The organism is Pseudomonas sp. 21615526 (genome assembly GCF_013386245.1).
In the GTDB taxonomy this organism is placed as follows: domain Bacteria; phylum Pseudomonadota; class Gammaproteobacteria; order Pseudomonadales; family Pseudomonadaceae; genus Aquipseudomonas.
The window spans coordinates 1-10,941 of record NZ_JACAOM010000099.1 but is presented as its reverse complement, the minus strand read 5'-3'; the positions used below and the strand labels follow the sequence as shown (position 1 = coordinate 10,941).

15 protein-coding genes and 1 tRNA gene are annotated in these 10,941 nt (G+C 58.5%); 6 read left to right on the top strand and 10 right to left on the bottom strand.

Going from position 1 to position 10,941, the window contains the following annotated elements:
* Nucleotides 1-24: 24 nt before the first annotated feature.
* The 3 genes from HX786_RS25145 to HX786_RS25135 form a co-directional block, all read right to left on the bottom strand.
* A complete protein-coding gene (locus HX786_RS25145; protein WP_004371189.1) occupies nucleotides 25-996 on the bottom strand; it encodes a magnesium and cobalt transport protein CorA in 972 nt (323 codons plus the stop codon).
* A 71-nt stretch (nucleotides 997-1,067) separates the two neighbouring features.
* Entirely contained in the window at nucleotides 1,068-1,823 is a 756-nt protein-coding gene (locus HX786_RS25140) for a 1-acyl-sn-glycerol-3-phosphate acyltransferase (RefSeq protein ID WP_178902617.1), read from the bottom strand.
* Between the two features lie 215 nt (nucleotides 1,824-2,038).
* Nucleotides 2,039-2,728, bottom strand: coding sequence for a crotonase/enoyl-CoA hydratase family protein (locus HX786_RS25135; RefSeq protein WP_004371187.1), 690 nt, complete (start codon nucleotides 2,726-2,728; stop codon nucleotides 2,039-2,041).
* A 333-nt stretch (nucleotides 2,729-3,061) separates the two neighbouring features.
* On the opposite strand from HX786_RS25135, the gene HX786_RS25130 reads away from it, so the two are divergent.
* From HX786_RS25130 to HX786_RS25120, 3 genes are all read left to right on the top strand, one after another.
* Nucleotides 3,062-3,151: transfer RNA gene (locus HX786_RS25130), tRNA-Ser, on the top strand.
* 111 nt (nucleotides 3,152-3,262) lie between these two features.
* Nucleotides 3,263-3,496: a DUF4160 domain-containing protein gene (locus tag HX786_RS25125; RefSeq protein ID WP_087692755.1), complete on the top strand. Its 234-nt coding sequence runs from the start codon at nucleotides 3,263-3,265 to the stop codon at nucleotides 3,494-3,496.
* Between the two features lie 3 nt (nucleotides 3,497-3,499).
* On the top strand, nucleotides 3,500-3,958 hold the full coding sequence (locus HX786_RS25120; protein ID WP_087692754.1) for a DUF2442 domain-containing protein: 459 nt from the start codon (nucleotides 3,500-3,502) through the stop codon (nucleotides 3,956-3,958).
* A 75-nt stretch (nucleotides 3,959-4,033) separates the two neighbouring features.
* Here HX786_RS25120 and HX786_RS25115 read toward each other — a convergent pair whose 3' ends face one another.
* From HX786_RS25115 to HX786_RS25095, 5 genes are all read right to left on the bottom strand, one after another.
* Nucleotides 4,034-4,303 (bottom strand): short-chain dehydrogenase, encoded by a 270-nt coding sequence (locus HX786_RS25115; RefSeq protein WP_087692753.1) that lies wholly within the window; start codon nucleotides 4,301-4,303, stop codon nucleotides 4,034-4,036.
* A 243-nt stretch (nucleotides 4,304-4,546) separates the two neighbouring features.
* Nucleotides 4,547-4,900: a gamma-glutamylcyclotransferase family protein gene (locus HX786_RS25110; RefSeq protein ID WP_008434891.1), complete on the bottom strand. Its 354-nt coding sequence runs from the start codon at nucleotides 4,898-4,900 to the stop codon at nucleotides 4,547-4,549.
* Nucleotides 4,901-4,918: 18 nt separating this feature from the next.
* Complete coding sequence (locus HX786_RS25105; protein ID WP_178912735.1) at nucleotides 4,919-5,581, bottom strand: M24 family metallopeptidase; 663 nt, start codon at nucleotides 5,579-5,581, stop codon at nucleotides 4,919-4,921.
* 68 nt (nucleotides 5,582-5,649) lie between these two features.
* Nucleotides 5,650-6,228 (bottom strand): DUF4337 domain-containing protein, encoded by a 579-nt coding sequence (locus HX786_RS25100; protein ID WP_008434886.1) that lies wholly within the window; start codon nucleotides 6,226-6,228, stop codon nucleotides 5,650-5,652.
* A 54-nt stretch (nucleotides 6,229-6,282) separates the two neighbouring features.
* Nucleotides 6,283-7,095: a LysR family transcriptional regulator gene (locus tag HX786_RS25095; RefSeq protein ID WP_178912734.1), complete on the bottom strand. Its 813-nt coding sequence runs from the start codon at nucleotides 7,093-7,095 to the stop codon at nucleotides 6,283-6,285.
* A gap of 96 nt (nucleotides 7,096-7,191) precedes the next feature.
* Between HX786_RS25095 and HX786_RS25090 the strand changes: the two genes are divergently transcribed.
* The gene (locus tag HX786_RS25090) at nucleotides 7,192-8,160 is read left to right on the top strand and encodes an SDR family oxidoreductase (RefSeq protein ID WP_178912733.1); all 969 of its coding nucleotides are present in this window, start codon (nucleotides 7,192-7,194) and stop codon (nucleotides 8,158-8,160) included.
* On the opposite strand, the gene HX786_RS25085 is transcribed toward HX786_RS25090, so the two are convergent.
* Complete coding sequence (locus tag HX786_RS25085; protein WP_177008389.1) at nucleotides 8,147-8,503, bottom strand: DUF2784 domain-containing protein; 357 nt, start codon at nucleotides 8,501-8,503, stop codon at nucleotides 8,147-8,149. The genes HX786_RS25090 and HX786_RS25085 overlap by 14 nt on opposite strands.
* A 24-nt stretch (nucleotides 8,504-8,527) precedes the next feature.
* Complete coding sequence (locus HX786_RS25080) at nucleotides 8,528-9,424, bottom strand: LysR family transcriptional regulator (protein ID WP_004371170.1); 897 nt, start codon at nucleotides 9,422-9,424, stop codon at nucleotides 8,528-8,530.
* 97 nt (nucleotides 9,425-9,521) lie between these two features.
* Between HX786_RS25080 and HX786_RS25075 the strand changes: the two genes are divergently transcribed.
* Together HX786_RS25075 and HX786_RS25070 are read left to right on the top strand one after the other, a co-directional pair.
* Nucleotides 9,522-10,370 (top strand): oxidoreductase, encoded by an 849-nt coding sequence (locus tag HX786_RS25075; RefSeq protein ID WP_087692746.1) that lies wholly within the window; start codon nucleotides 9,522-9,524, stop codon nucleotides 10,368-10,370.
* A gap of 104 nt (nucleotides 10,371-10,474) precedes the next feature.
* Nucleotides 10,475-10,941 (top strand): HAD family hydrolase (locus HX786_RS25070; RefSeq protein WP_178912732.1); only part of this gene is annotated, 467 nt, incomplete at its 3' end.

The window sequence follows — 10,941 nt, the reverse complement described above, 5'->3', positions numbered from 1 at the left end:
TCCCTCGCCACAACAGCAGTTTTCCTACAGCCAGCCTGAACGCTTGAAGCTGGCCCACAAACTTGTACACCCCACCGCAATAAACCCCAGCACCGCAAAATAGCCGTAGTGCCACTGCAGCTCCGGCATGTTCTGGAAGTTCATCCCGTAAATCCCGGCCACCGCCGTCGGGAACGCCAGAATCGCTGCCCACGCGGCAAACTTGCGTTGCACCACGCTTTGGCGCGAGGCTTCCAGCAACACCCCAATCTCGATGGTCTGGCTGGCGATATCCCGCAAGGTGGTCAGGTCTTCCATCTGCCGGGTGACGTGAATCTGCACATCGCGAAAGTACGGACGCATGTTCTTGTCGATAAACGGGAAGCTCAGTTTCTGCAATTCCTGACTGATCTCCACCATCGGTGCCACATAGCGCTTCAGTCGCAGCACATCGCGGCGCAGGCCGTGGAGCTTCTGGATATCCGCTTCACTCAGGGAGTTGCACAACACGTTGCGCTCCAGTTCATCGACCTCGGCATGAATCGCCTCGCTCACCGGCTGATAGTTCTCGGTAACAAAATCCAGCAGCGCATAGAGTACGAAATCTTCCCCATGCTCCAGCAACAGCGGTCGCGCCTCACAGCGCTGGCGCACATAGCCGTAGGATGCCGAGTGGCCGTTGCGGGCGGTGATGATGTAGCCGTTGCCGGCAAAGATATGGGTTTCGATAAACTCCAGCTTGCCGTTATCGCGCACCGGTGAGTAGGTCACGATAAACAGCGCATCGCCGAAGGTTTCAAGCTTGGGGCGGCTGTGTTTTTCCAGGGCGTCTTCGATGGCCAGTTCGTGCAGGTTGAACTGGCGCTGCAGGTTGGCCAGTTCCAGTGCGCTGGGCTCTTCCAGGCCGATCCACACAAAGTGGTCAGGCTTGGCGGCCCACGCGGCGCCTTCGTCGAGGGTGATATCAGTGACTTTCTTTCCGGCGCTATAGACGGCGGCCGCAACAACTCTACCCATAGTGCTGATCGCTTCTTCTTGAATGGCAGATGACAACTGTCAGGCAGCTTAGCTGCCCTGCCCAATCAGAGTCAGCAAATTCGGCGGGGTTCAGCCGTGATTGCAGGCGTGGTTTGCAGCTCGCGGTCCATCGCCTCGATGCAGTCGCGCATTTGCTCGCGACAGGTCTGCATTAACAGCGGCATGTCATCCATCGTCAGCCCCTTCGTAGGAATCGGCGGCAACGAGCGAATCAGAATATCGCCACTGTTCCAGCGATTGAGCTTCATCTGCTTCACATAGGTGCTGACACACACCTGCACAATCGGCACGCCTGCGGCGATCGCCATCTGGAACGCGCCTTTCTTGAACGGCAGCAGGGTTTCACCGAAGTTGCGCGTGCCTTCCGGGAACACCCAGATCGAGGTGTCGGCATGCTGCAAGGTGTGGGTGGTGGTCAGCATCGAACGCCGCGCCTTGTGCGCATTGCCCCGGTCGATCAACACATTGCCCGCCAGCCAGAACAACTGTCCGAACAACGGCACCCACTTCAGGCTCTTCTTGCCGATACACACCGTGCGGTACGGCACCACGGTGCCGAACACAAACAGGTCGTAGTTGGATTGATGGTTGGCGATGATCACGCAACTGCTGGGCTTGTGACGCAGCGAGTCGACATCGGCCTTCACTCGCAGGCGCAATAGCCACATCGCCGGCACCGCATACAGGCGCGCGCAGTAACGGCTGTTGTCCGGATTGAACGGCCGACAGATCCCCAGCAGCACGCCCAGTACGCCCGCAATCATAAAATGCAGGCCCATCAACAACATGCGTAACAAAAAAAGCATCGACACAGCCCATCGGGACAAAAGGTGGCGCAGTGTACGGATGTGCACTGTATTCGGCAATTGCCCCTATAGAGTCAGAAGATAGGCGATGTTTAAGCGCATGTTTCAACATGCTGTGACAGACACTGTCTAGAGCGGTTGTAGGCAAACCGGAATTCTTTGTAAGAAAAAGCCCGACTCAAGGTCGGGCTTCGATTTAGCAGGCGTAGGTTTGATTAACCCAAGTGCCCCTGATCCTGAATGATCGCGTCATCCAGGGCTTCCAGCAGCGCCTTACGCACCTTCAGCTTGGTGTGCTTGTGGGCGTTCATATTGATCTTCTTCAGTTGGCGAGCGGCTTCCAGCGCTGCGGCCTGCAACTCTTCCGGCGCGACCACCTTATCCAGGAACCCGGCGCTCAACGCGTCCTGCGGGTTAAACATCTCGGCATTGATCACCGAACGGTGGAACGCCGACTTGCGCAGACGATCCCGCGCCAGCTCGATCCCGGCGTGGTGCATGGTCATGCCGATCATCACTTCATTCAGGCCAATGCTGAAAGGCCCGTCCACACCGATCCGGTAATCCGCCGACAACAACAGGAATGCCCCCTTGGCCACCGCGTGCCCGGGGCACGCCACGATCACCGGGAAGGGGTGCGACAACAGGCGGCGGGCGAGGGTGGAGCCCGACGTCACCAGGCTCACGGCTTCTTTAGGGCCGGCGGTCATCACCTTCAAATCATAGCCACCGGACAAAATCCCCGGCGTGCCCGTGATGATCACCACCGCCCGATCCTTCTCGGCCTGATCCAGCGCTTGATTAAACGCACTGACCACTGCCGGCGAAATGGCATTCACCTTGCCGTTGCTCAGGGTCAGGGTCGCGATACCGTCTTCGAGGTGGTAGGCAATCAACTCACTCATGACGCGATTCCTTGTAATGCTTGTAATAGAAGGACAGACGGCAGACGTTACCCACCGCGCCCGCCCTGGTAAAGCGCCATGACTGACTACCCAGTCAGACTTTTCCCCCATGCCCGCCCGCAGGCGGCCTTCGGCAAGGCGCAGCAGCTACCATAGACAAGCGCCGCGAGTGCCCGAGAATGGCAGAATCGCCGTGGTGTGCGTGGCGCCGCAGAGGGCTGGAACGGCATAACCGCCTAAGCGCATGAAAATTCTGAAAAAAACCTTTGCCATCGGAAAAGCTTTCGACTACATTAGCGCGCCTCGACAGACTGAATCAGTTTGACGAGATACGGTGAAGTGTCCGAGTGGCTTAAGGAGCACGCCTGGAAAGTGTGTATACAAGAAATTGTATCGAGAGTTCGAATCTCTCCTTCACCGCCAAATTCGATGTAAACAAAACCCCTGGTTTCGAGAGAAGCCAGGGGTTTTGTGGTTTCTGGGGTTTGAATACAGGGTTGTGCTAGAGAAAAATTTTCTCTAGCATCTGTCCCCATGGCTACCCTTCACAGTGAACGAAACTGGAAAATAAAAATCTATCCCGACGACCACGCGCCGCCGCACTTTCACGTGCAAACGCCGGACGGAGAGTCGTTGGTTCAGATAGAAGGGCTGGTGGTTCTCGGCAAAGGTGCCGAAACCAAGGCCTTGAAAGCTGCCCTGCTTTGGGCAAAAGTCCATACCACTGATCTTTGGCGCGTATGGAATGAACAAAACCGGAGGAACTGACTTATGACCAGCAAGCTTCGCATCTCTGCTGTGCAACCAGTTGCCGGCAAGCATGCCATCGAAATTGAGTGGAATAACGGTAAGCGGCACACCGTTGATCTCACTGATCACATAAATACCTTCCCGATTCTAAAACCCCTTCAGGACTTGGCTCTATTTGGTCGGGTTGAAGTCGGTGAGTGGGGCTTTGACGTGACTTGGGGCAATGACCTGGAGTTGTCCTCCGTCACCTTGCATCGTTTGGCGCTGGAACAGTCCGGCGAGGTCATGCTGACGCAGGACTTCAGAAAGTGGATGCTCAGCAACAATCTGTCGCTCTCCGCTGCGGCTGTGGAACTAGGCTTCACTCGTAGGACCATTACTTCCTACAGCAGCGGGGCCGCTCTGATTCCCAAGCATGTAGGGTTGGCGTGTAAGGGGTGGGAGTACGAGCATAAGGCTCGTGGCACACGTTGCGTTTAGGTTGGGTAATGTTCGCAAAAAGGGATGACTGAGAGGTCGTCCCTTTTTCGTTTTTGCGGGGTCAAGCCAATGGGTTCAGGAATACTGCGCTGCCATCCTCCGACCTATGACATCCAGCAGATCGCATCCATCGCGTAACGGAATTGCGCAGAGCAAGGAAAAGTCGCCCAGCACGACCGTATCACTACTGATTTCTGCACGCAGCGCCAGGTTTTCTAGAACTTGGGTTACGGCGCGAATCCGATAGTTTGCAGCATCAAGCAGGACATCCAGCGGTGCTGTTGTGTCTACGAAAAGGGCGGGTGTGGTGCAGTCGTTGCTGGTGAGTGCCATATATTGATTCATACGGGAGTCCATCTGAGACAAATAGAAAAATAGCTAACCTTTTTTCAAGTTAGACCTTCATAAAACAGCCGCCGCCTGAAAAACTGGTTCGCAGAGTTTTAGTTTTCAGATTTGTCTTCGAGTCGCCAAACTCGGTCGCCATGACGGCGACCGAGGAACTATAGACCTAGCATTACGAAGCGGGCAGGGCATGCCTTCCGATTGATCTGTAGGAAATCACTCCGACTGACCAACTGCACGCCCTCAAGCCTGCACATACACCCAAGCCGTCAACCCCGAAGCCAACCCCACCGAAACCCGCTTATAGTCCGACACTTCATACGCATCCGCCGCCGCCAGTTCCTGCTCGGTAATCTGAAACACCATCCCTTCAACACTGTCCTCATTCCGCCCGCTCGGCGAAACAATCGGATGATGGGTCTTGCCACTGGCCGCCAACACCTCAGGATCGGTAATCTCCACCCAGCTTGTCGAATACCCCAGCATCGCATCCTGCTGACCCACCAACTCCCGCCCAAAGTTGGCCAGCTGCACTGCCTTGTCCTGCAACGTGCCGTAGGAAAACAACAGCACGGGAAATTCGGTCGAGCGTTCCATCTTTATTCCTTGAAAAAGTTAAGCCAGCAAATCTTCGTAAAACGCACCATAAGCCCCGCTCGGGTGCGCGATCTGTATCTCCAGAATCCACAGCTCTTCATTCGGATACTGGTCAAAATCCCCAAGATCACCGCCACGGTAAATCGCATGGGGAAAGTCGCTGACACGGTGCCCTTTGATGTCCAGGTTCAGCACCCAACCCATTTCCTTCGCTTGCTCTTCGGCAAAACGATACAGCTCCAGGCCGACGACTTTATCGTTCCTCCAGCGCTGTTCCACCCGGTCAAACAACTCTTTCGCTGCGCGCGCACACGCGGCCATCTCCGGGTTGTTGCCAGTGCTGAAGGTCGCCCCCGCATCACCTTCATGGCCTTGCCAAACGGCGCCCATGTCGATGAAGTAGATGTCGTTTTCCCCCAGCACCGGGTCGCCGTCGGAGCGTTCCTTGAAGGTCCTGAGGGTGTTGGCGCCAAAGCGCACCAGCAGCGGGTGCCAGATGCGCTGCATGTCGAGGTCGGCGAGGACTTTTTTGCCGAGCTCGCGGGCTTCGGATTCGAGCATGCCGGGGCGGATGAGTTTGGACAGTGCTTCGATCGCGCGCCAAGTCATGGCCTGGGCGTAGCGCATTGAGTCGATGCTGTAGGCGACGCCCACAGCTTCCTTGGATGATTGTGCGGTCACCGGCTTTTCCTCGGCTTTATAGTGTCAGGCGTTATGCGTTTTACTATATAGCGATGGCAGGATGGAACCTAAATATGCAACCACGCCATCCCACCCAACACCACACTCACACCACCGGCGGTATACGCCATGCGCTTCAACCATTCCTTCCTTGTCAGCAAGGTAATCGCCGCCAGCGAAATCGCGATCTGAATCGCGGTCATCGCCTGTGCCCAGCGGTGATGTTGATGCAATGCCTGCTCTGACTTTTCATCCCATTCCTTCGAGGTGGCCTCGAGCTTTTCGGCCTGTTTGCGCACGTCTTCCTTCTGGGTTTTATAACGCTCGATCTCGTCGGTGTAGTGCTTGGCATCAACCCCCGGAATATGCGTCGCCAGCTCCGCAAGGTTCTGCCGGCTGGATTTGGCCTGGTAGTAGTTCCACTGGTTGGCGGCTTCGGTCTTGAAGATGGCGGCGTTGTTTTTGTCCATCGCCGCTTCGCTTTCGGTGGAGCCGGCCTGGTAGCTGAGCATGGCGCCGACGGTGGCCATGATGGCGGTCATCACGGCGATGCGGCTGGCGAAATTGTCTCCGCTGCGGTGGGCATGTTCGGTGGCGTGTTCGACGTGTTTTTCGTGGGGGCTGGGGACTTCGAAGGCTTCGGACATGGGGGCGTCTATGAAGGGTTTGAGGGACTCTGATTCTTCACCAGCGAAGCTGTCTCAATCCTGTACGTAATGCTGCAAACCGGCCACCAGGGCGTCAAAGGTGACGCGGCAGCGCGGGCTGTTGCGCAGGTCTTCGTGCATGGTGACCCAGGTGTCCAGTTGCAGGGCAAATGCGTCCGGCAGCACTCGGCTCAGGCGGGCGTCTTGCCGGGCCAGTTTGACCTGGCAGCCACCGATGCCGGCGCCGGCGCGGATCAGGGCCAGTTGTGCGAGGTCGCTGTCGCTGCTGAGGGAAAAGGCGCTGCGGTCGAAGCCTTTGACGGCCAGGCTGCGGATGAAGGCGCTTTCCTGGTCGTAGCCGATGACTGAATGGGCCGTGAGGTCATTCAGGCTCTGGGGCGTGCCGTGTTGTTGCAGGTAGTCGTTGCGCGCGTGCAGGCCGACNNCCAGTTGCAGCAGGTCCAGCAGGCGATTGCTCAGCACCAGTTCGACCTTGAGGTGCGGGTGCTGTTGGCGCAGGCGGGTGATGATCGGCGGCAGGACTTCCACGCCGATCACTTCGCTGGCAGACACTCGTACCACGCCGCGCACTTCGGGGCCTTGGGGCGACGCGGCGCGCTCGAGGGCGGCAGCCGTGGTTTCCATGGTTTCGGCATGGGTGCGCAGGGTGAGGGCGACCGCCGTGGGCAACAGGCCGCTGGCGGAGCGGGTGAACAGCACCACGTTGAGGGATTTTTCCAGCGCAGCGATGTGCCGCCCGACCGTGGGCTGCGTGATGCCGAGCTGCCGTGCGGCCCCCGACAACGATCCTTCCTTGAGTACCCCGAGGAATGACCGGTAAAGCTCCCAACCAATATTTGATGCCATGCATAAATGTATAGCGTCTGGATGATCTTCGGCAATTCCTCTATAGCTCGCCGGCGAACAGAATCGCCCCATCACACAACCCTCAGGGGAAAAACCATGAACAAGGTTCTAGTATTGGGCGCGACAGGCGGGATTGGTGGCGAGGTGGCGCGGCAGTTGTTCGCTGCCGGCTGGCAGGTATGTGCCCTGACGAGGGATGTGGATAAGGCCCACAAACAGAATGCCGATTTCACCTGGATAAAAGGTGATGCGCTGAACCGTGGGGAAGTCGTCGCAGCGGCCCGGGGTTGTTCGGTGATTGTGCATGCGGTGAATCCGCCTGGTTACCAGCGCTGGGCGGAGCTGGTGCTGCCGATGATCGACAACAGCATCGCGGCGGCAGTCGCTGAAGGGGCGACGATTGTCTTGCCAGGCACGGTGTACAACTTCGGGCCTGATGCCTTTGCGCGGTTGGAGGAAGATTCGCCGCAGCATCCACTTACCCGCAAGGGCGCGATCCGGGTGGAGATGGAGCAGCGTTTGCTTGAGGCGACCCAGCAGGGCGCACGGGCGCTGATCGTGCGGGCAGGCGATTTTTTCGGCGCCAAGGCCGGCAGCAGCTGGTTTTCCCAAGGCCTGGTCAAGCCCGCAAAACCGGTGGCCAGCGTGAGTTATCCGGGAGCACCAGGCGTGGGGCATCAGTGGGCTTACCTGCCTGATGTGGCGAGGACCATGGTCGAGTTGATTGCACGCCGCGACAGCCTTGATGCCTTCGCCCGCTTTCATATGGCGGGGCACATAGATGCCGATGGTCGGCAGATGAGCCAGGCGATTCAGCGGGTGGTGTCACGCAGGACCGGCCAACAGCCTTCTGTACGTGCTTTCCCGTGGTGGCTGCTGAAACTGGCCGCGCCCTTTGTCACCACCTTCCGCGAGATGCAGGAAATGCGTTACCTGTGGCAAACCGAGGTGCGCATGGATAACGGCCGTCTCGTACAGATATTGGGCAGCGAACCGCACACGCCTTTGGACGAGGCGGTTGAGGCGACATTGGTGGGTATCGGCTGCTTGCCTAAGCGCGCCTGATCAGCCGTACATACACCGCGATATTGATCAACAGCACCAGCGCGCCCAGCCCCAATTGAATCTGCGGCGTCAGCCCGGCCGGGTAGATCAGGGTCAGGATGTAATGCTCGATAAAGCCGCCGCCATATCCGTCCTGCCCGGCCAAATGACGAAACAGATTTTCCCAGCGGGTCAGCGGGCAGGGCAGATGGAACACTTCAACGGCAACGCCCCACGCGGCGGCAGGCAAATGCAGCCACATGACCGGTCGCCATTTGAGGGCGAGCAAACCGCCAAACAGCACGAACAGAATGAACGACAAATGAAACAGCACCAGGCCGTCGGCGGCGAAGCGGTAGAGCATGATGGGGTTCGCTTTTTGAATGGATCAGGTCCCGAATTCTTCCTTCAGGAACTCGATAAACACCCGCAATTTCTTCGGCGTGTTCGTACGGTTGAAGTAATACAAATACAGCGCGCTGTGGGCAATCCAGTCGTCCAAAACCTCCACCAACTCACCGCGTTGCAGGTACTGCTCGACGCTGGAGCGCGCCACGTAGGCAAAGCCAAACCCGTCCAGCGCACCGCGCACCATCAATTCAACATCGTTGGTCGCCAGCCGGCCTTTTACCGTAACCCGCATCTGCTTGCCGGCTTTTTCAAAGTCCCAGCGGTGCAGCGAGCCGGTCTGCGCACTGCGGTAGTTGACGCACTCATGCTCGAGCAAGTCGTGGGGATGAGTGGGCAGTTTGCGCCCCTGCAAATACTGCGGCGTGGCGACGATGACGAATCGCAACTGCGTCGCCACCGGCACCACCACCATGTCTTCGGCCAGCACATGGTCGTAGCGGATTCCCGCGTCAAAACCCTGGGCGACGATGTCCACCAGGCTGTTATCCACCGCCACTTCCAGGTTGATGCCCGGGTATTTGCGCAGGAAGCGCTGGAGCAACGGTTGCAGGACCATTCGGCTGGCGGTGGAGGGAATGTTCAGGCGCAAGGTGCCGGCGGCGTCGACCGTCGCCGCTGCTACGCTGTGCAGGCTGGTTTGCAGTTCTTCCAGCAGCGGCGTGATCTTCTGGATCAACTGCTCGCCGGCCTCGGTCACGCTGACGCTGCGGGTGGTGCGGTTGAGCAGTTGCACACCCAACTGTTTCTCGAGGGCGCGCACGCGATGGCTGACGGTCGACACCGACAGGCTGCTGGCGTCGGCCGCCTGGGTGAAGCTTTTCGAGCGGGCGACCTGCAGGAACAGTCGCAACTGCTGAAAATCGGGCGTGTCCATTGTGTGGTATTTCCGAAAGGGCCTTGCAGATTATGCATCTTTTTAGCAAGAACAGCGGCGCGCATACTTTTCCTACACACACGAGGATTGGCCCTTTATGACGACTTCCACCGCAAAACCCGTCTGGTTCATCACTGGCTGCTCCACCGGTTTCGGCCGCCAGCTGGCGTTGCACACCCTGAGCCTCGGCTACCCGACCGTGGTCACCGCGCGTAATCCGCAGCAGGTGCAAGACATCGTTGCCGGTCACGAAGAAAACGCCCTGGTCCTGACGCTGGACGTTACCGACCAGGCCCAGGTCGAGGCGGCTGTCAAAGCGGCTGAAGAACGTTTCGGCCATATCGACGTACTGGTCAACAACGCCGGTGTCGGCTACTTCGGCTCCTTCGAAGAAAGCGACCTGGATGACGTGCGCAACATGTTCGAAATCAACGTGTGGGGCTTGAGCGCCATGACCCGCGCGGCCTTGCCCGGCATGCGCGCCCGGCGCTCGGGCAGCATCGTGAACATTTCCTCGGTGGGCGGTGTGGCGGCGTTCCCGTCGCTGAGTTTCTACAATGCGACCAAGTTTGCGGTGGAGGGCCTTTCCGAGGCGCTGTCCCAGGAAGTCGCGCCGTTGGGGATCAAGGTGTTGCTGGTCGAGCCGGGCCCGTTCCGCACCGACTGGGCCGGGCGTTCGGCCAACGAGGCGGCTCACGGGATTGCCGACTACAAGGAAACGGCGGTGGCACGGGCCAATATGGTTCGCAACTACAGCGGCAAGCAGCCGGGTGATCCGGTGCGCGCGGCGATTGCCATCGTCAAGGCGGTGGAGGCTGAGCAACCGCCATTGCGCCTGTTGCTGGGCAAGGCTGCGTTGACCTTTGCGCGGACCAAGGTGAAGGCGCTGAGTGCGGATTTTGATGCGTGGGCTGAGGTAACTGAGGGGGCGGATTTTCCCGAGTGAAGCACTGACTGGATTCGGCACAAGGCCGTAACGGTTGCTTGCAGGTAACGCTGGCCGTTATTGTGCTGAATCCTTTTAGTCCTTTTGCCCACGGATCTGTAGTGATGAATGCACCGCGTACCGCTGTCCCGATCAAGGCTGTCATTTTCGATATGGACGGGTTGTTGCTGGACACAGAAGGCATCTACACCGAAGTCACACAGATCATCGCCGAACGCTATGGCCGTACCTATGACTGGGGGATCAAGCAGCACATCATTGGTCGCGGCGCCCAGGACCTGGCGGATTACGTGGTCAAGGCGCTGGACCTGCCGATTACCCCCGCAGAATTTCTGGTGATCCGCGAGCCGCTGATGAGCGAGCGTTTCCCCAAGGCCTTGGGCATGCCGGGTGCTGAGGCGCTGGTGCGGCACTTGAAGGCGCATAACATTCCGATTGCCGTGGGCACCAGTTCGTCGCGCAACTCGTTTGGCCACAAGACCACGTTGCACCGTGAGTGGTTTGGGCTGTTCGACACTATCGTCACGGCGGATGATCCGGAGGTCGGGGCGGCCAAGCCGGCGCCGGATAT

Coding starts and splice junctions, on each gene's coding strand:
- HX786_RS25145 (WP_004371189.1), bottom strand. CDS start 996: ATGGGTAGAGTTGTTGCGGCCGCCGTCTATAGCGCCGGAAAGAAAGTC.
- HX786_RS25140 (WP_178902617.1), bottom strand. CDS start 1,823: ATGCTTTTTTTGTTACGCATGTTGTTGATGGGCCTGCATTTTATGATT.
- HX786_RS25135 (WP_004371187.1), bottom strand. CDS start 2,728: ATGAGTGAGTTGATTGCCTACCACCTCGAAGACGGTATCGCGACCCTG.
- HX786_RS25125 (WP_087692755.1), top strand. CDS start 3,263: ATGGCTACCCTTCACAGTGAACGAAACTGGAAAATAAAAATCTATCCC.
- HX786_RS25120 (WP_087692754.1), top strand. CDS start 3,500: ATGACCAGCAAGCTTCGCATCTCTGCTGTGCAACCAGTTGCCGGCAAG.
- HX786_RS25115 (WP_087692753.1), bottom strand. CDS start 4,303: ATGAATCAATATATGGCACTCACCAGCAACGACTGCACCACACCCGCC.
- HX786_RS25110 (WP_008434891.1), bottom strand. CDS start 4,900: ATGGAACGCTCGACCGAATTTCCCGTGCTGTTGTTTTCCTACGGCACG.
- HX786_RS25100 (WP_008434886.1), bottom strand. CDS start 6,228: ATGTCCGAAGCCTTCGAAGTCCCCAGCCCCCACGAAAAACACGTCGAA.
- HX786_RS25090 (WP_178912733.1), top strand. CDS start 7,192: ATGAACAAGGTTCTAGTATTGGGCGCGACAGGCGGGATTGGTGGCGAG.
- HX786_RS25085 (WP_177008389.1), bottom strand. CDS start 8,503: ATGCTCTACCGCTTCGCCGCCGACGGCCTGGTGCTGTTTCATTTGTCG.
- HX786_RS25080 (WP_004371170.1), bottom strand. CDS start 9,424: ATGGACACGCCCGATTTTCAGCAGTTGCGACTGTTCCTGCAGGTCGCC.
- HX786_RS25075 (WP_087692746.1), top strand. CDS start 9,522: ATGACGACTTCCACCGCAAAACCCGTCTGGTTCATCACTGGCTGCTCC.